Annotated in this window: 18 protein-coding genes and 1 pseudogene; 5 read left to right on the plus strand and 14 right to left on the minus strand. The window is 72.0% G+C overall.

Annotated features, from left to right (window positions below):
* Nucleotides 1-146: 146 nt before the first annotated feature.
* The 6 genes and pseudogenes from QFZ82_RS16025 to QFZ82_RS16050 all read right to left on the minus strand — a co-directional run bounded on the left by QFZ82_RS16025 (nt 147) and on the right by QFZ82_RS16050 (nt 7,937).
* A complete protein-coding gene (locus QFZ82_RS16025) occupies nt 147-1,196 on the minus strand; it encodes a BMP family protein (RefSeq protein ID WP_307713823.1) in 1,050 nt (349 codons plus the stop codon).
* Nucleotides 1,197-1,431: 235 nt separating this feature from the next.
* Nucleotides 1,432-2,700, minus strand: a complete 1,269-nt coding sequence (locus QFZ82_RS16030) for an amidohydrolase (RefSeq protein ID WP_307717740.1) — start codon at nt 2,698-2,700, stop codon at nt 1,432-1,434.
* A gap of 182 nt (nt 2,701-2,882) precedes the next feature.
* Nucleotides 2,883-3,930: pseudogene (locus QFZ82_RS16035) on the minus strand (hypothetical protein).
* Nucleotides 3,931-4,251: 321 nt separating this feature from the next.
* Nucleotides 4,252-5,175 (minus strand): N-acetylneuraminate synthase family protein, encoded by a 924-nt coding sequence (locus QFZ82_RS16040; RefSeq protein WP_307713824.1) that lies wholly within the window; start codon nt 5,173-5,175, stop codon nt 4,252-4,254.
* A gap of 13 nt (nt 5,176-5,188) precedes the next feature.
* A complete protein-coding gene (locus tag QFZ82_RS16045; protein WP_307713825.1) occupies nt 5,189-6,463 on the minus strand; it encodes an acylneuraminate cytidylyltransferase in 1,275 nt (424 codons plus the stop codon).
* Nucleotides 6,464-6,590: 127 nt separating this feature from the next.
* Nucleotides 6,591-7,937, minus strand: coding sequence for a DUF6716 putative glycosyltransferase (locus QFZ82_RS16050; RefSeq protein ID WP_307713826.1), 1,347 nt, complete (start codon nt 7,935-7,937; stop codon nt 6,591-6,593).
* Between the two features lie 187 nt (nt 7,938-8,124).
* Between QFZ82_RS16050 and QFZ82_RS16055 the strand changes: the two genes are divergently transcribed.
* Nucleotides 8,125-9,108, plus strand: a complete 984-nt coding sequence (locus tag QFZ82_RS16055; protein ID WP_307713827.1) for a glycosyltransferase family 2 protein — start codon at nt 8,125-8,127, stop codon at nt 9,106-9,108.
* Nucleotides 9,108-10,424 carry an alpha-2,8-polysialyltransferase family protein gene (locus QFZ82_RS16060; RefSeq protein ID WP_307713828.1) on the plus strand — a complete coding sequence of 439 codons (1,317 nt, stop codon included), beginning with the start codon at nt 9,108-9,110 and terminating at the stop codon, nt 10,422-10,424. The genes QFZ82_RS16055 and QFZ82_RS16060 overlap by 1 nt, the downstream gene beginning before the upstream one ends.
* Nucleotides 10,425-10,611: 187 nt before the next feature.
* Here QFZ82_RS16060 and leuE read toward each other — a convergent pair whose 3' ends face one another.
* Together leuE and QFZ82_RS16070 are read right to left on the minus strand one after the other, a co-directional pair.
* Entirely contained in the window at nt 10,612-11,265 is a 654-nt protein-coding gene (leuE, locus tag QFZ82_RS16065) for a leucine efflux protein LeuE (protein ID WP_307713829.1), read from the minus strand.
* Nucleotides 11,266-11,340: 75 nt separating this feature from the next.
* Entirely contained in the window at nt 11,341-12,921 is a 1,581-nt protein-coding gene (locus QFZ82_RS16070; RefSeq protein ID WP_307713830.1) for a methylmalonyl-CoA mutase, read from the minus strand.
* Nucleotides 12,922-13,184: 263 nt separating this feature from the next.
* Here QFZ82_RS16070 and QFZ82_RS16075 point away from each other — a divergent pair, with 263 nt between their 5' ends.
* The gene (locus tag QFZ82_RS16075) at nt 13,185-14,036 is read left to right on the plus strand and encodes a L,D-transpeptidase family protein (RefSeq protein WP_307713831.1); all 852 of its coding nucleotides are present in this window, start codon (nt 13,185-13,187) and stop codon (nt 14,034-14,036) included.
* A gap of 235 nt (nt 14,037-14,271) precedes the next feature.
* Here the strand turns inward: QFZ82_RS16075 and QFZ82_RS16080 are convergent, their stop codons facing one another.
* The gene (locus tag QFZ82_RS16080) at nt 14,272-15,312 is read right to left on the minus strand and encodes a hypothetical protein (protein WP_307713832.1); all 1,041 of its coding nucleotides are present in this window, start codon (nt 15,310-15,312) and stop codon (nt 14,272-14,274) included.
* Nucleotides 15,312-16,040: an RNA polymerase sigma factor gene (locus QFZ82_RS16085; protein WP_307713833.1), complete on the minus strand. Its 729-nt coding sequence runs from the start codon at nt 16,038-16,040 to the stop codon at nt 15,312-15,314. Before QFZ82_RS16085 ends, QFZ82_RS16080 begins: the two co-directional genes overlap by 1 nt.
* Before the next feature lie 448 nt (nt 16,041-16,488).
* On the opposite strand from QFZ82_RS16085, the gene QFZ82_RS16090 reads away from it, so the two are divergent.
* Nucleotides 16,489-17,211, plus strand: a complete 723-nt coding sequence (locus QFZ82_RS16090) for an SMI1/KNR4 family protein (protein ID WP_307713834.1) — start codon at nt 16,489-16,491, stop codon at nt 17,209-17,211.
* Between the two features lie 53 nt (nt 17,212-17,264).
* Here QFZ82_RS16090 and QFZ82_RS16095 read toward each other — a convergent pair whose 3' ends face one another.
* Entirely contained in the window at nt 17,265-18,191 is a 927-nt protein-coding gene (locus QFZ82_RS16095; RefSeq protein ID WP_307713835.1) for a L,D-transpeptidase family protein, read from the minus strand.
* Nucleotides 18,192-18,347: 156 nt separating this feature from the next.
* Between QFZ82_RS16095 and QFZ82_RS16100 the strand changes: the two genes are divergently transcribed.
* Nucleotides 18,348-18,854, plus strand: a complete 507-nt coding sequence (locus tag QFZ82_RS16100) for a DUF1877 family protein (RefSeq protein ID WP_307713836.1) — start codon at nt 18,348-18,350, stop codon at nt 18,852-18,854.
* A 56-nt stretch (nt 18,855-18,910) separates the two neighbouring features.
* Here the strand turns inward: QFZ82_RS16100 and QFZ82_RS16105 are convergent, their stop codons facing one another.
* The 3 genes from QFZ82_RS16105 to QFZ82_RS16115 all read right to left on the minus strand — a co-directional run bounded on the left by QFZ82_RS16105 (nt 18,911) and on the right by QFZ82_RS16115 (nt 21,178).
* Nucleotides 18,911-19,714: a DUF1963 domain-containing protein gene (locus QFZ82_RS16105; RefSeq protein ID WP_307713837.1), complete on the minus strand. Its 804-nt coding sequence runs from the start codon at nt 19,712-19,714 to the stop codon at nt 18,911-18,913.
* Nucleotides 19,715-19,723: 9 nt separating this feature from the next.
* Nucleotides 19,724-20,071, minus strand: a complete 348-nt coding sequence (locus QFZ82_RS16110; protein ID WP_307713838.1) for a hypothetical protein — start codon at nt 20,069-20,071, stop codon at nt 19,724-19,726.
* Nucleotides 20,072-20,299: 228 nt separating this feature from the next.
* The gene (locus QFZ82_RS16115; RefSeq protein ID WP_307713839.1) at nt 20,300-21,178 is read right to left on the minus strand and encodes a hypothetical protein; all 879 of its coding nucleotides are present in this window, start codon (nt 21,176-21,178) and stop codon (nt 20,300-20,302) included.
* Nucleotides 21,179-21,240 lie beyond the last annotated feature (62 nt).

The following is a 21,240-nucleotide window of genomic DNA, read 5'->3' on the forward strand; positions in this document are numbered from 1 at the left end:
TCTTGGGGGCGTGGCGAAGTTATCGCGCCGGAACGCCCTCTACGCGCGTAGCGCTCCCGAATACCAAAACCCGGGGGCCGGAAATCGGTCCGCGGGCCGTGGGGCTCACGCCCCGGGCCCGCGGACCTGCGGTACCGGCCGCTCGGTTACGGAGCGGTCTGGACCTTGATCTTGCCGGCGGCGATGTCGGCCTTGGCCTTGTCGACCGCCGCGATGACGTCCGTCATCTTGGTGAAGGCCGGGTTGGAGCGGGACAGGGCGACACCGTCGTCCTCGAGGCCGTAGCGGATCTCACCGGTCTGCGGCTTGCCGTCCTGGACCGACTTGATCAGGTTGAACACGGCACCCGAGACGTTCTTGGTGACCGAGGTCAGGATCTGGTCCTTGTAGGCGGCCAGACCCTTCTGGTTGTACTGGTCCGAGTCGACGCCGATGGCCCACTTGCCGGCCTTGGCGGTCGCCTCGATCGAACCGGAGCCCGCGAGGCCGGCAGCCGCGTAGATCACGTCCGCGCCCGCGTCGAGCTGGCCCTGCGCCGCGGCCTTGCCGAGGTCCGGCTTCGAGAAGCCACCGAAGTCCGGCGGCTGCGTCAGGTACTGGACCTTGACGTTGACGCCCTTCTTGGTGTCCTTGACGCCCTGGACGAAGCCCGCCTCGAACTTCTTGATCAGCGGGGTCTCCACGCCACCGATGAAGCCGACGGTGTTCGTCTTCGTCACCTTGGCGGCGGCGACACCGGCCAGGTAGGAGCCCTGCTCCTCGTTGAACACCAGATTGGCGATGTTCGGGCCGGTCTTGGAAGTGTCGTCGATGAGACCGAAGGTCGTCTTCGGGAACTTCGGCGCGACCTCGGCGATGGCGGGCGCGTAGGCGAACCCGACACCGATCACGGGGTTGTTGCCGGCCCGCGCCAGCGCGGTCAGGCGCTGGATCTTGTCCGGGTCGCCCTCGCCCTCGCTGGGCTCGGCGTCGTTGCCCTCGATGTCGAGTTCCTTCTCGGCCTTCTCCAGACCGGCGAACGCGGCGTCGTTGAAGGACTGGTCGCCGCGGCCACCGATGTCGTAGGCGATGGCGGCCTTGCCGCCCTTGTCGTCCGAACCTGCGGAGGACGACGAGTCGCTGCCACACGCGGTGGCAGACAGTGCGAGAGCCGCGGACGCGATGCCCACGGTGGCGATCCTGGTGATCCGGCGCACTGGGGGGCTCCTTAAACCTGACCGAAAGCGCCACTTCCGGCGCTGGGTTCGCCGCGATCGTAACGCGCGTAGATGTCAGTTAAAGACCCGTTCATCAGTCGTTATCGGATCGTCGCGAACAAGCCACGCACCTGTGCGCCCTGTGCCGGGGCGGGCGCGTCGCCTCCGCGCCCCGGCGTGTCGTCGACAGGCACCGGATCGGACATCCGTACGGCGTCCGGACCGGGCGGGCGCCTCAGCGGGCCCCGAGACCTTCCAGCAGCGCCGCGGCGGTGAACAGCTCGACGCCGGCCGTGATGGCCTCCTCGTCGACGTCGAAGTCCCCGCGGTGCAGGTCGCGTCGCGTGGTGTCGCCGGGGGTCCGCACACCGAGGCGGGCCATGGCGCCCGGCACGTGCTCCAGGTACCAGGAGAAGTCCTCGCCGCCGAGGCTCTGCTCGGTGTCCTCGATCGCATACGATCCGCGGCGCGCGGCGTGCGCGTCGCGCAGCAGTTCGGTGACGGCCGGGTCGTTGACGACGGGCGGCACTCCGCGGATGTAGTCGATCTGCGACTTGGCCCGGTGCAGCGTGGCGACCTCGTCGATCGCGGCGTGCACCAGGTCGGGGGCGGCGCGCCAGCCCGCGAGGTCCAGGCAGCGCACGGTGCCGGAGAGCTCGGCGTGCTGCGGGATGACGTTGGGGGCGTGACCGGCCGTGATGCGGCCCCAGGTGAGGGCCAGGCCGGAGCGCGAGTCGACACGACGGGAGAGCAGCGCCGGGACCTCGATGGCGAGCTTCGCGGCCGCGGTGACCATGTCCGTCGTCAGATGCGGCCGGGCGGTGTGGCCGCCGGGCCCGTCGAGGGCGACCTCGATCCGGTCGCAGGCCGAGGTGATCGGGCCGGGCCGCAGTCCGATGGATCCCGCGTCGACCCGGGGGTCGCAGTGAACCGCGATGATCTTGCCGACGCCGTCGAGGACGCCGCATTCGATCGCGTCGGCCGCGCCGCCGGGCAGGACCTCCTCGGCGGGCTGGAAGAGCAGCCGCACCGGCTGCGTCAGCAGACCCTGCCGGTCGAGCTCGGCGAGCACCAGTCCGGCCCCGAGGACCGTGGTGGTGTGCACGTCGTGCCCGCAGGCGTGGGCGCGGTCGGGCACGGTGGAGCGGTACGGGACCCCGCTCTTGGTGTCCGGGATGGGAAGGGCGTCGATGTCGGCGCGGATCGCGAAGAGGGGCCGTCCGGGAGCGGAGTCCGTGCCGATGTCGCAGACGAGGCCGGTGCCCATGGAGAGGACCCGCGGCTTCAGGCCGGCCTGCTCGAGGCGGTCCTTGATCGCCGCGGTGGTGCGGAACTCCTGGTTCCCGAGCTCGGGGTGCATGTGGAGGTCGCGCCGGAAGGCGACGAGCTCCGTACGCAACGGCTCGGTCAGCCTGCCGGGCAGTGCGGCGTCGCCCGGCGTCGCGCCCGTGAAGGGCGCTGCGTCTGCGCCGGGCGTCTCGGCTTCTTCGGACTCGCGGGACATCAACTGGTTCACCCAGTGAAGGGTATGCCCCTCACGCCCCCAACTGCCGTGCGATCAACAAAAGATCAGCCTCATAGGCGAAGGAAACCTGGCCTGAGGTGCATAGCTGTTTGCCGTTGTGGGTAAGCTCACTCGCTCTTTTTGTCAGGTCGGCTCTGGTGCCGCACGCCGGTCGCCCCCCTTCAAGCGGGTGCCTGCAGCCGGTACACGTCCCGGGCCGTGCCCGTGACGACAGCCAGGAACCCCTGGGCACGCGGCGACGCGCTCGCTCGGAGCCACTCCGGCGCGATGTCGCAGACCGCCACCTTGATCCCCGTGCCCGCGAGGGCCAGCGGGAGGGTGTGCACGACCGTCGAAGGAAAACTCAGCACCGTTGAGCCTATCGGGCCCCTGCGGGCGATCAGCTCCAGCGGCAGGTCGGGGCGGACCACTTCCAGGCCCGTCTCGGCGGCGAGCCGGTGCAGCTTTCTCGGCGCTCTCCCTGCGGTGGGCGAAGTAACGGGTGGCGCCGTGGGCGCGGGCCAGCGTCGCGACCGCGTCCAGGTACTGCTCCAGGTCCACCACGCCCGTCTCCACCAACGAGGTCCCGACCATGTCGGCGCCCCGCGTGAGGGTCGGCGGCCCGAAGCGCTGCCGCGTCCAGGCGAAGTCGTTCGCCGTGACGGTGATCCCCGGCGCCTGCTCCACGGGCATCGAGGTGAAGACCTCGACATTGCGGGACCGGGAGGGGCTCAGCCTGCGCCGGGCCATGAAGGTCACTGGTGCGAGCACCAGCTCGCGCGGGCCGCGGCGCCCGCCGCGGCGGTGCCAGCGCACCAGCTGCTCCCCGCGGGCGACCTGTGCGACGAACTCCATGGTCGCCGTGCCGTCGTCGACCACGGTGAGATTCTTGCCGCCGACGAGCGTCAGCAGGAGCTGGACGTAGCGGGAGAACGGGTCCCCGATCACGATCCGCTCGGCCCGGCGCAGTATCGGGCCGAGCTCGCGGATGGTCCGCAGCGGAGCGCCGGCCCCGCCGCGCGCCTCCTGCCAGCGGACGGTGAACCCCTCGCCGCGCGCCAGCTCCGCCATGCGGCGCAGCTGGCCCCGCGACATGGGGTCGACGGGTGACAGGACGACCACGGTGAGGTCGGCTGCGGGATCACCGGTGGGGGCGGCACCGGAACCGGCGTGGGCCCACTCCAGGACGTTCAGGAGCTGGACCGGGCTCTCGACGAACGCGAGATTCACTGGCTTCACCTCGTGATGCCGGATCGGCGCGCCCGGCGGGGCCGGGGGCCTGGATGAATACGGCCGCGCGCGCCGGGCCCGGCCGCGGGGTGCACGCGGTGCGCGCGTGGCCCGGCTGGTGCGGGCATACGCCGGTGGGGGGCTTGTGCGTACGGGCACGCATGGCCGGCCTGTGCGGCCGCGCGGTCCTGCGGGTCGCGCGCAACGGCGGGTGTGCGCGCCCGCGCAGGGCACTCCGTGCGTGCGAGGGCCCCGCGCTCCCCGCGCCGGGCGCGAGTGGCCCGGCGCGGCGGGAGCGGCACCGCCGTGGCGGCAGGGCCGTCAGACCGCGGCAGGCTCACGGTCGTCCGCCTCGGCCACGACGCCGGCCACGCGGCGCAGCTTCTTCATGGGGCCGAGCTCGCTCTCGTAGACCTTCTTGACGCCGTCGCCGAGCGACTCCTCCACGACGCGGATGTCGCGGACGAGGCGGGTGAGGCCCTGCGGCTCCACGGAGGCGGCCTGGTCGGAGCCCCACATGGCGCGGTCGAGGGTGATGTGGCGCTCGATGAAGGCGGCGCCCAGGGCGACGGCCGCGAGGGTGGTCTGCAGACCGGTCTCGTGGCCGGAGTAGCCGATCGGGACGTTCGGGTACTCGGCCTGGAGCGTGTTGATGACGCGCAGGTTCAGCTCCTCCGCCTTCGCCGGGTACGTCGAGGTGGCGTGGCAGAGCAGGATGTTCTCGCTGCCCAGGACCTCGACCGCGTGGCGGATCTGCTTCGGGGTGGACATGCCGGTCGACAGGATGATCGTGCGGCCCGTGGCGCGCAGGGCGCGCAGCAGCTCGTCGTCCGTGAGGGAGGCGGAGGCGACCTTGTGCGCCGGGACGTCGAACTTCTCCAGGAAGGCGACGGCCTCGGTGTCCCACGGGGAGGCGAACCAGTCGATGCCGCGCTTCTTGCAGTGCTCGTCGATCGCGCGGTACTCGTCCTCGCCGAACTCGACGCGGTGGCGGTAGTCGATGTACGTCATACGGCCCCAGGGGGTGTCGCGCTCGATGTCCCACTGGTCGCGCGGCGTGCAGATCTCCGGCGTGCGCTTCTGGAACTTGACCGCGTCGCAGCCCGCGTCGGCGGCCACGTCGATCAGCTTGAACGCGTTCTCCAGGTCGCCGTTGTGGTTGATGCCGATCTCGCCGGTGACGTAGACGGGCCGGCCCGGGCCGGCGGTCTTGCTGCCGAGGGTGCGCAGACGGGTGGTGCTCATGGGGGGTATTTCCTTACTTCTCGGGGGAAAGGGGGGTGGTTTCAGGGGTGTGGAGGTGCGGGCCGAGGAGCCAGGCGGCGATCTCGCGGATCGCGCCCTCTCCGCCGGGCGTGGCAGTGACGGCACGCGCGGCGGCCCGTACGGAGTCGTGCGCGCTCGCGACGGCCACGGGCCAGCCGACGAGGTGGAAGCACGGGAGGTCGTTGACGTCGTTGCCGACGTACAGGACGCGCTCGGGCGCGATCCCCTTCTCCTCGCACCACTGCTTGAGGGCGAGGTCCTTGCGGTCGATGCCGTGCAGGACGGGGACCTGGAGCTTGCGGGCGCGTGCGGCGACGACCGGGTTCTGCTCGGTGGACAGGATCAGCAGCTCCAGTCCGGCCTTGCGCAGGTGGGCGACGCCGAGGCCGTCGCCGCGGTGGACGGCGACGATCTCGCGTCCGTCCGCGTCGATGAGGACCCGGTCGTCGGTCTGGGTGCCGTCGAAGTCCAGGACGACCGCGTCGACGTCCTCGCGGGCGGGCAGCGCGGCGCCGTCCAGCAGCGGCGCGAGCGCCCGGGCGCGGGCCAGGTCGTGCGGGTCGTCGACCTCGAGGACGCGGGCGGGGTCGGTGCGCACGAGTGCGGTGCGGCCGAAGAACCGGTGGCCGGCCTCGCGGAAGCCGGCGGCGTTCATCGCGTACGCGGCGCCGGTCTCCAGGAAGTCCTGCGGGCGGTCCTGGCGGCGGGGCCGGAAGGACGCGTCGTGGTTGACGCCGTAGCCGGAGCCGGTGGCCGTTGCGGTGCCGACGAGGACGGCGGTGGAGCCGACCGCCTGCGCCCCCGCGGGGTCCGCCGCGTCGGCGGGCTCGCTCTCGCGCCACACGAAGCCGTGGAAGGGGGCGACGGTCACCGCGCTGTCCGCGCCCTCCTCGACGACCGCGCGGGCGACGCCCTCGATGTCCTCGCGGGCGATGAACGGACTGGTGCACTGGACGAGCAGCACCACGTCGACGCGGTCGCCGTGCACGGCCTCGTGCGCGTCCATGGCGTGCAGGACGGCCGACTCGCTGGTGGCGGTGTCGCCGGCGATGGCGGCGGGCCGCAGCACGACCTCGGCGCCCGCGCCGCGCGCGGCCGCGGCGATGTCGGCGTCGTCGGTGGAGACGGCGACGTGGGTGACCAGCGGCGCGTCGAGGCAGGCGCGCACGGCGCGGGCGACGAGCGGCACACCGGCGACGGGCGCCAGGTTCTTGGCCGGGACGCCCTTGGATCCGCCCCGGGCGGGGATCACGGCGAGAACGGTCATCGGGGCTCCTGAGCAGTACGAGTGCGGTTCGGCCCCCGAGGGGGCCTCGTGCGGGACGCCGCCGCGCGGGCGAGCGGCGCGGGCGCCGCGGGCGCGGGGCAGGCCGTCGGGCGGCGGGGTGCGCGGGTCACAGTTCGCCCATCCGGCGGATGACCGGGGCCACGCGCTGGACGCCGTGGCGGTAGGCGCCGCGCGCCGCCCCGCGGACCGCGTCGCGTACCACCCGGCGCAGGCCCGTGACCTCCGCCTTCGGGGCCGCTCCGGGCAGCGGGACGCCGTCGGGGGCCAGGTGGTGGCGGGCGAGGATGTTCGGCAGGTAGCCCGGCGCCGTGCTCGGCGTGTAGTACGGCGCGATCGGCCCGGGCCCGTCGCCGAGCAGCAGCTTCGCGACCCGCGCGCGGGCCTCGTCGAAGGCGCTCTCGTACGAGCCTCCCCCTACGCCTGACGGCGTGGGGGGACCCCCAGCGGCCACGCCCTGACGGGCCAGCCACTCGGCGTCGGGCACGGGACGGTGGCCGCCGTCGAGCCGGTCCCAGGACGTCAGCAGGCCCGAGCCGAGGAAGTGGTGGTTGCCGAGCACCTCGCGCACCCCGAGGTCGCTGAGGATCGCGGTGGGGATGCGGCGGTGCAGGGACTCGAGGGCGGCGGTCGAGGAGACGGTGACCAGCAGGTCCGTGCGGTCCAGGACCTCGCCCATGTTCCCGTAGACCAGGCGGAAGTTGGACGGCAGTCCGCCCGGCAGCCGGTCCGCCAGCTTCTGGTACGGCAGCTCCTCCAGGTGCGTGGTGTGCTCGCCCGGCTTGGACCGGAGCTTGAGCAGGACCTCGCGCCGCGGGTGCAGCCGGGCGTGCTCGACGAGGCGGCGCAGCAGGTACGTACGGTCGGCGCGGCTGTCCGGCACGGAGGGCTGGGCGGCGAAGACGACGGTGTCGCGGCCCTCCTCCGGCCGGTACGGGGCGCCGCCGAGGAAGGGCAGCGCGGCCTCGGTGACGGCCGAGGCGTCGGCGCCCACCCCCTCGTACACGGCGCGGAAACGGTCCGCGTCGTGGCGGGAGTTGGCGAGGACGACATCGGCGCCGTGGCGCAGCAGCAGCCCGTCGGCGAGCTTCTCGTAGACGACGCCCACGTAGCCGGTGACGACGACGGGCCGGCGCGGGAGGTCCAGCGCGGCGAGGCCGTGCAGCATGGCCTGCACACCGCCGCCGACGAGTGCGAGGACGACGACGTCGTACGAGCCGTCCTCGACCGCCCGCAGGAACTCGTTCGCCGTCACCTCGCGCATCGCGTCGGCGCGCACGCCTACTTCGGCGAGCTGACGGGGTGTCGGGGTGGCCCGGCCGCGCAGCAGGAATCCGCTCAGCTCCACGGAGGTGCTCGGGGCGATACGGCGCGCGGTGAGCGCACCCCATTTCCACCGGGTGTCGGAGTCGGCGAGTACGGCTGTCCGTACGGCCTCGCTGGTACGTGTTGGCACGTCGAGGACGCTAGGAAGGCATTTCGTTTCACGGCCCAACTCGACTGCAACAACGGGTTAACAGAGCGCCTACGAACGGGGCGGTGCCCCCGGAAACGGGCGGGTTAACAAAGTCGACGCCCTGCGTTCACCTCCCATCCCTCCGACAGTCGATACGAATGCCGTGTGGCGACCTAGCGTCGCGCAGGTGGTTAAGCTCTCCGTCATCGTGCCGTTCTACAACGTGCAGACATACGCCCCGGACACACTGAAAAGCCTGCAGGCGAACGCCCGCGAGGACTTCGAGTTCCTTCTCGTCGACGACTGCTCGACGGATGGCACTCCGGAGATCCTGGAGCGGGCGGAGCGCTCGGTTCCGGGCGCTGTCCTGATCAGACATGAGCAGAACGGCGGGCTGGCCACCGCCCGCAACACCGGTCTGGACGCCGCGCGCGGCGAGTACATCACCTTCCTCGACGGCGACGACTGGCTGGCGCCCGGGCACTTCGAGGCGCTGCTCGCCGCCCACGAGAGCCTCGGCGTCGACTTCGTCCGCACGGACCACGTCCAGTGCACGGGCCGCGAGCGCAAGGTGCACCGGGCGCCCGTCGGCCGGCGCGGCGAGGTGCTGCGGCCGCGCGACTGGATCCTGCCCGCCGACCGCTCCACCGGTGTCGACTACCCCTACGCGTGGGCCGGGATGTACCACCGCAGGCTCGTCGACCAGGGGCTGCTGCACTTCACGCACGGGCTGCGCACCGCGGAGGACCGGCCCTGGATCTGGCGGCTGCACCGCGAGGCGGAAACCTTCGCGACGATCAGCCGGCTCGGAATCTTCTACCGGCGCGGAGTCGCTTCCTCACTGACGCAGATCGGCGACATCCGGCAGCTCGATTTCATCAAGGCATTCGACCAGGTGCTCGAGGAAACGGCGAATGACCCGGAGGCCGACCGCCTTCTTCCGAAGGCCGTCCGTACATACTGTGCCGTCATTTCCCACCACTTGGGATCGATCGAAAGGTTCGAGCCCGCCGTGGCACGGAAATTGCGCACCATGAGTGCCGCCGCCCTGAAGCGCATGCCGCAGGACGTTCTCAACGAGGCGCTCGACTCGATGGACATCGAGCGCGCCTCCCGGCTCCGCCGGGTGCGCCGCCGCCCCGCCCCGCTCACCGTGGAGGCGGCGGCCTGATGCCCACCACCCAGATCTTCTACGCGTCCTCCCTGTACGGAGCGGCGACCGTGGCCGCCGCGATCGACAGCGGCTGCTTCGCCGCCGCGGACCGGCGGCTCCTGCTCGTCGCCAACAACGCGACCACGCCCGAGACCACGCCTTCCCTGGACGAGATGCCCGGCTTCGAGCGGCTGCGCGGCCGCTTCGACGGGGTGCTGTCGTGGAACGAGGCCATCTCCCCCTTCCACCCGGGCGGCTGGTCGCCGCGCCAGGACGACATCCCGCTGTGGGAGAGGTACCTGCGGCAGCTGTGGGACCTCGGCGACGACCGCATCGAGCTGGCAGTCGAGTCGATCCAGGTCGCGCCCGCGCTGGCGATCGCCCAGCTCTTCCCGGACGCGGCGCTCGACGTGTACGCGGACGGGCTGATGAGCTACGGCCCCACCCGCAACAAGATCGACCCGCTGGTCGGCGAACGGGTGCGGCGGCTGTTCCACCTGGACCTGGTGCCGGGCCTGCGGCCCATGCTGCTCGCCGAGTTCGGGGCCGAGCCGCAGCTCGTTCCGACCGAGGCGTTCGTCAAGATCGTCGCGGAACTGTCGGACGTCCTGCCGGAAGCCGTACCCGGTGTCGGCGAGGGACCGGCGCTTCTGCTGGGCCAGTACCTCGCGGCACTCGGCATCATCACGCCCGCGGAGGAGGAGGCGCAGCACCTGCGCATGCTCAGGGCCGCGGTCGAGATGGGCCACCGGAACGTGGTGTTCAAACCGCACCCGACGGCCCCGGCCTCCTGGACCCGGACGCTGGAACGCGAGGCGGAGTCGCTGGGCGTCGGCCTCACGGTCGTGGACCGGCCGCTGCTCGCCGAGGTGCTCTACCGGCAGCTGCGGCCGAGCCTGGTCGTCGGCTGCTTCTCGACGGCGCTGTTCACGGCGGCCACGTTCTACGGCATCCCCGTCGCCCGGCTGGGCACGGAGCCGCTGCTGGACCGGCTCACGCCGTACCAGAACAGCAACCGCGTGCCGCTGACGGTGGTCGACGCGCTGGTCCCGGACCTCGCGGAGGGCGCGGCCGGGGCGCCGGCGGAGGCGGACGAACGGCTCACGGGTCTGCTGAGCGCGGTGGGCTTCGCGATGCAGCCGCAGATCCGCGCGGATCTGCGGCCGGCGGCGGAACGCTTCCTGAGCACGGCGCTCGACGCGTCGACGGTGCGCTACTTCAAGCGCCGCCGCCTGACGGTGCTGGGCCTGCCGGGCGGTCTCCCGGTGCCCCGCCATGCGGCGGTACGCCGCGTGGTGCGGCGGGCGCGGCGGCTGAAGCGCGCGCTGACCTGACGGTGCGCTGTGGCGCGGATCGGGGGCGCAGCGCCTGCGGCGGGCTGTTCCCCTACCCGCCCCTTCCCGTAACCGGGGGCTCCGCCCCCGGGCCCCCGCGCCTCAATCGCCGGCGGGGCTGACTTTGCAGGGGAAGACGCCCCGGGCAGCGGCCCAGCCCCTGCCGACCGGCCCCGCCGGGCCCGCGTCACGCGCTGCTGAGCGAGAGCTTCACCGCGAAGCCGAGGAACAGCGCGCCCGCCGCCGACGTCGCACCGGCCGAGAGCCGCCTGCGGCGGCGGAAGGCGGCGGCGAGCCGCGTACCGCCGAAGATCAGGGTCGTCAGGTACAGGAAGCTGCTCAGCTGCAGCAGCGTGCCGAGGACCAGGAAGGACACGGCCGGGTACGCGTACGACGGGTCGACGAACTGCACGAAGAAGGAGATCAGGAAGAGGATCGCCTTCGGGTTGAACAGGCTGATGATCAGCGCGCGGCGGTACGGGTTCTCCCCGGAGTCCGCCGCCGTCTCCGCCGTCTCGTCGCCGAACGACTCGCCGCGCGCACGCCACATCGCCCATGCCGCCCGCAGCATGCCGATCGCCATCCAGGTCAGATAGCCGGCGCCCGCGTACTTCACGATCATGAACAGCAGCGGAGTCGTCTGGAGCAGCGAGGCCGCGCCGAGCGCGGCGAGCGTCATCAGGACCGTGTCGCCGGTGAAGACGCCGGCCGCGGCCTTGTATCCGGTCCGGGTGCCCTTGCGGGCGGCGACGGACAGTACGTACAGCGAGTTCGGCCCCGGCAGCAGGATGATGAGGACGAGCCCGGCGAGATAGGTCGGCAGATTGGTGACACCCAGCATGAGGCGGAGTGTCGCACGGGGGTGCGACACTCCGCATCGGGGTTTCGTATGCCGGAATACCGGACTACCGGAATTTCAGAACGCGTCGGTGGGGACGTACGTGCCCCACACCTCCCGCAGCGCGTTGCAGACCTCGCCGACCGTGGCGCGCGCCCTGAGCGCCTCCTTCATCGGGTAGAGCACGTTGTCCGTGCCCTCGGCGGCCTTCTTCAGCGCGGCCAGGGCCTCGTCCACGGCCGCCTGGTCGCGCTCGGCGCGCAGCCGCGCGAGCCGCTCGGCCTGCTGGGCCTCGATCGCCGGGTCGACGCGGAGCGGCTCGTAGGGCTCCTCGGCGTCGAGCGTGAAGCGGTTGACGCCGACGACGACCCGCTCGCCCGAGTCGGTCTCCTGCGCGATGCGGTAGGCGCTGCGCTCGATCTCGTTCTTCTGGAAGCCGCGCTCGATGGCGTTGACCGCGCCGCCCATGTCCTCGACGCGCCGCATGAGGGCCACGGCCGCCGCTTCGACGTCGTCCGTCATCTTCTCGACCACGTACGAGCCGGCGAACGGGTCGACGGTGGCCGTCACGTCCGTCTCGTACGCGAGGACCTGCTGCGTGCGCAGCGCGAGGCGGGCGCTCTTGTCGGTCGGCAGGGCGATGGCCTCGTCGAAGGAGTTGGTGTGCAGCGACTGCGTACCGCCCAGGACCGCCGCGAGGCCCTGCACCGCGACGCGGACCAGGTTCACCTCCGGCTGCTGGGCGGTGAGCTGCACCCCGGCCGTCTGCGTGTGGAAGCGCAGCATCAGCGACTTCGGGTTCTTCGCGCCGAACTCCTCCTTCATCACCCGGGCCCAGATACGGCGGGCGGCGCGGAACTTGGCGACCTCCTCGAGGATCGTCGTCCGCGCGACGAAGAAGAACGACAGGCGGGGCGCGAAGTCGTCGACGTCCATGCCCGCGGCGACGGCGGTACGGACGTACTCGATGCCGTCGGCGAGGGTGAACGCGATCTCCTGCGCGGGCGAGGCACCGGCCTCCGCCATGTGGTAGCCGGAGATCGAAATGGTGTTCCACTTCGGGATCTCGGCCTTGCAGTACTTGAAGATGTCGGCGATCAGCCGCAGCGAGGGCTTCGGCGGGAAGATGTACGTGCCGCGGGCGATGTACTCCTTGAGCACGTCGTTCTGGATCGTGCCGGTCAGCTTGTCCGCGGGAACGCCCTGCTCCTCGCCCACCAGTTGGTAGAGCAGGAGGAGCAGCGCGGCGGGGGCGTTGATCGTCATCGACGTGGAGACCTTGTCCAGCGGGATCCCGCCGAACAGCACCCGCATGTCGTCGATCGAGTCGATCGCGACGCCGACCTTGCCGACCTCGCCGTGCGCGATGGGGGCGTCGGAGTCGTGGCCCATCTGGGTCGGCAGGTCGAAGGCGACGGACAGGCCCATCGTGCCGTGGGCGATGAGCTCCTTGTAGCGGGCGTTGGACTCGACGGCCGTGCCGAAGCCCGCGTACTGGCGCATCGTCCAGGGCCGGCCGGTGTACATCGTCGGGTAGACGCCGCGTGTGAAGGGGTACGCACCGGGCTCGCCCAGTTTCTCCGCCGGGTCCCAGCCCGCCAGGTCCGCCGGCCCGTAGACCGGCTCGATGGGCAGCCCCGACTCGGACTCGCGCGCCATGTGACTGTGCCTCCCGCTAGAACTTCCGGAACTGCCCGGCTTTTCGTTGCTACTGGCTGGTAACGACCCTCGCGACGGACTGTAGCGGTGTGGCGTGCGACGGGTGGAGGGCCCCGCGCTGGGACCTTCCTCACAACCGCTGTGTCGTCCTCGTCCCCCAACTGTTACCCCCATGATGCGCGGGATCGCGCAACCGGGCGGGAGGTGAATCTGTCTCACCAGGCACAAGGACAAAGAGGGCGATCATGCTCAGGGGGGCGATCATGCGCAGGAAAGACGTTGCGGTCAGAACGCTGGCGGCGGCGGCCGCGATGGCCGTGGCCGTGGTGACGGCCGGCTGCACGGCTCAGGCGGCGACCACGAAGCCGCAGGCCACCGCCACGCCGAGTGCGTCGCCCACGACCGCCGCGCCGTCGGCTTCGGCCACGCCCGAGCCGTCGAAGACGCCCTCGGCGTCGCCCAGCACCTCCGTTCCCGCGCCGAAGATCCTCATGGCTGCGGGCGCCAAGGGCGAGCAGGTGCGCGAACTGCAGGCCAGGCTCGCGCAGATCGGCTGGTTCGACGACAAGCCCACCGGGACGTACGGACCGGTCACCACCACGGCGGTCAAGGGCTTCCAGGGCAAGCGCGGCCTGCCCGCCACCGGCAGCACGGACGAGGTCACCTGGCAGAAGCTGCTCGGCATGACGACGAAGCCGACCCGCGACGAGCTGGACGGCAAGGAGGTCGAGAAGCCGAAGGCGAAGCTGGACCCGCGGTGCATGACCGGCCGCGTGATGTGCATCAGCAAGACCACCCGGACGCTGTCCTGGATGATCGACGGCAAGGTCCTGTCGACGATGGACGTCCGCTTCGGCTCGCAGTACACGCCGACCCGTGAGGGCGCGTTCAACGTGGGCTGGAAGTCCCGGCACCACGTCTCGACGATCTACCACACGCCCATGCCGTACGCGATGTTCTTCAGCGGCGGCCAGGCGGTCCACTACTCGTCCGACTTCGCGGCCCGCGGCTACAACGGCGCCTCGCACGGCTGCGTCAACGTCCGGGACAAGGGCAAGATCGCGGCACTGTTCGGCCAGGTGCGCACGGGCGACAAGGTCGTCATCTACTGGTGAGCCGCTTCGCACGAGCGAGGGCTTCGGGCCGGAGATACGGGCCGGAGAAGACCGGAGAAGAGAGGGCGCGGGCGGGACCGGGGGAACGTGTCCCGCCCGCGCCATGTGCGCTGAGCCGTGGGTACGGGGGGGAACCCCGGCTCTTCGCGCGGCCGATGACCAGTCGGCTCACTTCTTACTGCGCCACCGGCCGGAAAAACGTCACACCACCTCCGCGCGGGCGAAGAATCGCAGGTCAGAGGAGGCTTCCGGTCAAGCTCGCCGGGGTGTCCCCGGGCGCGGAAGCGGTCGGGGACGCGGTCGCCGACGGTTCCTGCGGGACGACCGTCCAGGAGACGGGCGGGACCTCGACGGGCTCGGCCTCCTGGGAGCCGGAGCCGCCGGAGTCCTCGCCGCCCGCGTCACGGTCGTCTTCGCCCTTGCCGTCCCCGTCACCGGAGCCGTCGTCCTTGCCGCCGCCGCCCGTGCCCTCGCCCGTACCGTCGCCGGCCTTCTCGGGGCCGAGCAGGCGGTCGCAGAACCGCTTCACGCCGTCCGCGCCCTTCGCCAGCTCCTCCAGGCGCTTCTTGCGCTCCGCGGCGAGGGTGCCGTTGCGGTAGTCCTTGCACGCCTCGACGGAGTCGCGCCGCAGCTCCGCGCCGCTGCCCAGACCACCCGCGCCCGGCGTCGCCTGGCCGCCGTCGCCCGGACCGCCGGAGCCGGTGCCGTCGGCGCCGGAGGACGGGCCGGTGGACTCGCCGCCGAGCGACGGCGGCGCCGGGGGCGTGGTGACGCCGGGGGGCGAGGACACGCCGCCGGAGGCGCCCGGCGTCTCGGACGTCAGGGGGCCTGGCGTCTCGGCGGCCGAGACTGAGGAGGCGGGCAGCGGGTGCTCGTCGCCGCCGAAGGGAGTGGGCAGGACGCCCGTACCGGCCGCGACCGCCACCCCGCCGAGTGCGACGGCGGCGACCGCCGCGGCGAGCCCGAAACGCACGGGGCGGCCGAAGCGCAGCCCGGAGAACGGCACGGCGGGTCGGGTCACCCGTACCGTGCCGAGGAAGTCACCCGCGGGTGCCGCCGCATCGGCCCTGGCCTTGCGGAACGCGGCCATGGCGGCCGCCTCGCCGGGCAGCTCGCCGTCGTCGTGGCGATATCCGGGACCGGCGGCGCCGTCCAGGACCTCGAAGAGCCGTGCGGCCTGCATACGGGCGTGTTCGTCGTGGGCCTCGACAGACTCGCCGCGCAGCAGCCGCTCCGCCGCGTCCCTGTCAAGCCACTCGTACCGCTCGTCGGCCATCACATGTCCTTCTGCGTCCGCGAGCGGGAATGCGTCACACCGGCCGGCGCGGTCGCGCCACGCCGGCGGCCGCGCTGCGGGGGCACTCCGTCGAGATCCGGAGGGGACCCTTCCTCCGCCGCACCGAGCGGACGACCGTCGGCCACCTGCGGTTTCGCCCCGACGTCGCCGAAGTGACCGCCCTCGTGCAGCAGTTCGGCGAGCCGCTTGAGACCGCGGTGCGCAGCGGTGCGCACGGCACCGGGACGCTTGCCGAGCGTCTGCGCGGCGCTCTTCGCGTCGAGCCCGACGACGACCCTGAGGACGACGGCCTCGGCCTGGTCCTGCGGCAGCTGGGCGATCAGCGCCATGGTGCTGTTGGTGGTGATCGACTCCATCGCCTCGGCGACGGTGTCGGAGTCGGCGGGCTTGCCCGTCAGCTCGGTCTCGTCGCCACCGACGGCGGGCCGGCGGCCGCGCATCCGTATGTGGTCGAGCGCGCGGTTGCGGGCGATACGCGCGGCCCAGCCCCGGAACCGGTCGGCGTCGCCGGTGAAGCGGTCGAGATCGCGCGCGATCTGCAGCCACGCCTCGGACGCGACGTCCTCGGCGTCCGTCTCACCGACGAGCGTGCGCACATAGCCGATCAGCCGCGGGTGCACGGTGCGGTACACAGTCCGGAAGGCGCCTTCGTCCCCGTCCTGAGCCGCGAGCACCGCGGCGGTCAACTCCGCGTCGTCCCCCAGCACTACCTCAACCTGTCTGAATCGCAGCTGGTCACCACTGCCGCGCCACCCTGCGCGAACCAGCACGCTACGTCGTCGTCCGGGTGCACGTCCATGCCTAGTACAAGCGGCAACAACCTAACAATGCAGCGCGCTGTGACAGAAAACGCACGCACGGCGCTGAGAGTAGTGCGGGGTACCACTGCGACCCCGCCCGAAGCGACGACCGGGGCCTCTCCTGTGGGGGGTGGCGGCCCCGGTCGTCCTTCTTTTCGCCCCTGCCCGGGGCCCTCGACCGGATGACCCGGCCTCCCGATCCGTAATCGATTCGATACGCAAGGCAGCGCTCACCACGCCGCGCGCCCACGCATTCCTCACACACCGGCCACGCGCCGGCCACTCTCTCCGCGCCGGGCGAGCGCCGTGTGCTGCGCCGATCCGGGTCTGTCCGCCCCGCCGATATGGTCTCCGGATGACACAGGAATTCGACCTCGTCCGGTCGCTCGAGGCGGCCGTCGAAGACCGCCGGGCCGCCTGGGAGTTCGTCAAGGGCTTCGCGGCCGACTGGACCGCCGAGCCGCTCGGCGCCGGCGACGGGTGGTCCGAGGCGGAACTCGCGGCCGCCGAGGAGCGCCTCGGACTGCGGCTGCCCGCCGCGCTGCGGGAGGCGTACGCCCTGCTCGGCCGGCGCACGGACCTGACCGGCAACCACGACACGCTCCGCACTCCGGCCGAGTTGTACGTCGACGAGACGGGCCAGGCGCTCGTCTTCCGCGACGAGAACCAGGGCGCCGCGCGCTGGGGCATCCTGCTCACGGACCTGGCCCGGGAGGACCCGCCCGTGCGCATGCGGCCCGACCTGGCCGACAAGAGCAGGGAGAAGTGGGAGGACTGGCTGGCCCGGACCTCGCTCGCGTTCGTGGAGATCGTGCTGTCGGAGTCGGTGCACGCCCCCGACGACCTCGTGGACGTGCTGGAAGCGCTGGAGGAGGACGACCTCGAGGAGCTGGAACAGCGCAGCGCCGGGCTGCCGTTCCCGCGGTATCCCGAGGGGGAGGAGCCGGGCACCCGCTGGTTCCTGCGCGACGGCGTGCTGCTGCGCGACGACGGGGCCTGGCTCATGGTCCGGGGCCGTACGGAGGAAGCGCTGGACGCGGTCCGGGAGGCGATCCCGGGCGACTGGCTGAACGGGTAGCGGCGGGGCGGCACCTGAGCGGGGCGCGGCTCGCGGCCGCGCCCCGGCACACGTCAGCCGATCGCGATCCGCGGGTTCGCCGACGGCTTGACCCACCCCATGAACAGGTCCATTGTCGCGCGCGGCACCGACACGCAGCCGGCCGTCGCGCCCTTGCCGTTGACGTGCAGGAAGATGCCCGCGCCACGGCCCGGGACGGCCGGCCACCGGTTGAAGTTGATGACCAGCGCCTTGGCGTACTGCGTCGGGTAGTTGATCAGGTGCTCGCTGCCGCGCTCACCGGACTCGGTGAGCGGGAAGTCCGCGCCCTCGGCCGTGTGCATCTGGTTGTAGTACTTCGACTCCGGGTCCTGCACCCACCAGTGGCTGTCGTTCACCTTCGTGTACGGCATCGCGGTGCCGCTCGACTCGACGCCGAAGCCCTCGGTGATCGTGTACGTGCCGGTGGGCGTGGTGTACGTGCTCTGCCTGCGCGTGGCCCCGTCGGTCACGCCGTTCGACCCGACCCGGCCCGCACTCGTGGAGAACTGCGCCTTCCAGCCCGCCGAACCCTTCTGCCACGCGGTGACCGTGGCGTACGAGCCGCTGGCCTTGACCGTGATGACCTGGGTCGCGTTGCCGACGTTCACGGGTACGGGGAAGTCGGGTGCGGAGGGCGCGGCCGTCTGCTCGCCGGACCCGCTGCCCGAGCCGCTGCCCTTGGCGCCCCCGGCCGTCGCCTTGGGGGTGGCGCTGCCGGACGCCTTTGCGTAGGCGGACGCGGAGGCCGAGGGCGACGCCGAGGCGGACGCGGACGCGGAGGCCGAGGCGGACGGGCTCGCCGACGCGGACGCGTCCCCCGACTCGTGCTCCCCCTGGCTCGCACCGGACGCGACGGAGGCCGCGGAACCGGCCGGCTCCTGGTCCCCGCACGCGGACAGGAGGGACATGGCGCCGACCACGGCGAACACGGAGGCATACCTACGGGAAGAGCGCAGCACGAAGTGATCCTTGGCTCGTCGGAACAGCGCGGCGGAACGGGCCGCGCCCGTCAAGGCGGCCGGTTATACCCGGCCGTGCCCCCGAAAAGCCAGGCGGCGGACATTCCGGACAGGAAGGAGAGCCGTTGTCAGCGGCCCAGGGTACGTTCCGTGGCCATGAGCTTCCACATGCACCTGCGCGCGGCGGAGGAATCCGCCGTCCAGGGACGCGACTTCGCCTGGCTGCTGGACTTCATGGGAGCGGCTTGGGACTGGGACGTCCATCAGGCCGAGTACGCCGCCGGCCTCGCGACATCCGTCGAGAAGGACTTCGGCACGGTCCACGACCTGTGCCAGGCGGGTGCGGACCTGCCCGCGGGAGCCGGCGGAGCGTGGGATCTCCCGGTCTACGGCGGCCATGTCGTGCACGACCCTTCCGACGGCCAACCGCCGTTCGCCCTGCTGACCGCTGCCGAGACGCGGACCGCGGCGGCGTTCCTCACGGACGTGCCGTTCGAGGCCCTGTGGGAATCCGCCGGCCCGAAGATCCACGCCTCGCTCGGCCCCGGCCGGGAGGAGGGCGAGGCCCGGGGCATCTACGCCGGGCACCACACGGACCTGCGCGCGTTCTACGGCCGGGCGGCCGGGGCGGGACAGGCGGTCGTGAAGGCGTTCTGGTACTGACCGGCCGGCGCATCCGGCGGACCTGTGCGTGACCACAGGCGTAGGACCCCGCCGCCTCAGTGCACGTCGAACTCGACGCGGTGCCGGACGTCCGCAGAGCACCGGAACACCCGGAGGTCCCCACACCTGCCCACCGTGATGCGCGTCGTACGGTCGCTGGCGACAGTGAACAGGAGCCTCATCGGGGCATCGCAGTCACGGCATCGGTATTCCCACGGATCGTTGAGGTGCCAGGTGGGCCAGCCACCGAACTTGCATCCCGCGACGCGCGTGATGACGTCACCGCCGTCCTCGCCGCCGGTCTCCTTCACCAGACGGTCCACGCTCTCCCTGAGGTCGTCAGGCAGCTCTTCCGGGTACGGGAAATCCGTCAGCGGCACCGGTGTCAGCGTGCACGGTCGCGGCGAGAAGCCGTAGTCCTCTTCCTCCTGCCGCACAGGAGCCGGGGGCGAGAACCGGTCCCGCGGCATGTCGGCTTCCCGCCGCCACCGGATCTCCACGACCGGGCTGACGTCCGCCTGCGGAGCCGGCGGGTCCCAGTGCACGTTCGGGCACCACAGGAGCTGGAACACATCGGCGTCCTTTGGCCACCAGTCCCCCGGCGCGTCCCGTCGAAAGACCTGCGCCACCGGCACCATCGCGACAGGCGGCAGCCCGGACGGCTCCAGTTCGTCGGGCACGGAGCAGTGCGGCCACGGCTCGTCCGCCGGCCACAGCAACGGACCGGCGACGGAACTCTCGTGGAGCCCCGGCGTCCCCTGCGTCGGATGCAGGACGACCGCCGGCCGGGCGTAAGGGGCGAGGCCCGGTACCGCGGCGAGGATCGCATCGACGGACGGCCTGGTCGAGTAAGGCAGCATGGCCGGATCCTAGGGTGCCCGCAGGCACACCCCAGGTGGGCCTTCACGTCGGCCGGTAGAAGCCGGTCCCGGAGCCGCGACCGGTGCCGGCAGTACGACGGCCGTCGTGGGCAGGCCGTCGCCGTCTCGTGCGGTCAGCACACTGAAGCCCGCGTCGGGGAAGACCAGTTCCGCTTCCCGGTCGACCACGCGCAGCCCCTGATCCCTCGCCTGCTCCCGCACGGCACCCCGAGGACGGCCCAGCAGCGGCACGCCCGCGTGTCCGAGCGACGTACGCCCCGTGAAGGCGATCCGTACGACGCTTCCGTCCACGTCGTACGAGAGGACCACGCCGCAGAAGAACGTGTGCAGCCGCACCCCGTGCAGGGTGACAGGGCACCGGGCGAGGCGATCTCAATCGCGTGCATCAGGTCGGCGTCGTCGTACTCGAAGAAGACGCAGGACTCGTCGGCGTACAGGTCCGTCAGCGGCGCGTCGGCGCCCCGCCGGAACGCGGAGTGGGGCCCGCCGCGCACGGCCCGCAACGAGGCGCGTGACTGCCCGAAGGCCGCGCCGGACACGCCGGTGAGGGGAACGATCTCCATCTCAGCGCACGCCCGCGGGGAGCTCGATCTTCCCTTCGTACGGGCCCTGGTTCTCCTCGGTGACCTGCTGCTCGAAGGCGATGTCCTGGCCGTTGTACGGAATCAGGAAGCCGAAGTCGAGGCGGTGGCTCTTGATCCGGTACGTCTTCGCGTCCAGGACCAGCACCTCCTCCAGGCCGGAGAGCGTCAACTGCCCGTCCTCGACCGGGATGCCCGCCTCGCGGAGCTGGGCGGCCGTGGGGTCGAACTCGCGCTTCGCCTTCTTCGCCCACGCCCGGCCCCGGACGGCGCTCAGCTTCTGCTTGCCGCTCACGACACGGAGTTCGACCGTGCCGCCGCTGTCCGTCTCGGTCACCTTCACCTCGCCGTCGGCGGCCTGCGCGTAGATCCGGAACTCGTCGACGACCGCGATCGGGTCCTCGGCCTTGTTCCGCATCTCCGGGTCGGCCGGGGACACGGCCTTGAAGTCGGCCGTGCCCTCCTTCAGAAAGCCCGCTTCGCCGACGACGTAGAGCTCCTCGGTCTTCTTCTTGCCCTTGCTGCTGGTGCTGACGCCCTGCGAGTGCAGCGCCGCCCGCCCGACGGCGCGCCGGACCGTGCCCTCGTAGGTCGCCGCGCTCTTCTGCCCCTGGAGCGTCAGCCCCTCATCGCCCTCCACGGAGAAGGTCCACGCGGACTCCTCCGCCATCGCCTTCTCGGCGAGGTCGAGGAAGTCCTCCGGAGACTCGGGCGCCTCGGACGGCTCGGGCGCCGGGGACGACGGCGCCGCCGCCTCCGGGCTCCCCGCCGCGGCCGGCTCCTCCGCCTCCGCACTGCACGCGGCCAGCGAGAGCGCGAGCGGGAGGACGAGCACGGCGGTGCGTCTGGGGCGAGTGCGCATGGACCTGTTCCTTACGTCGCGGCGTGGGCGGCGCGGACTGTACAGCAGCGCCCGGCCCGCGA

The sequence above is a fragment of the Streptomyces sp. V4I23 genome (assembly GCF_030817975.1).
In the GTDB taxonomy this organism is placed as follows: Bacteria; Actinomycetota; Actinomycetes; order Streptomycetales; family Streptomycetaceae; genus Streptomyces.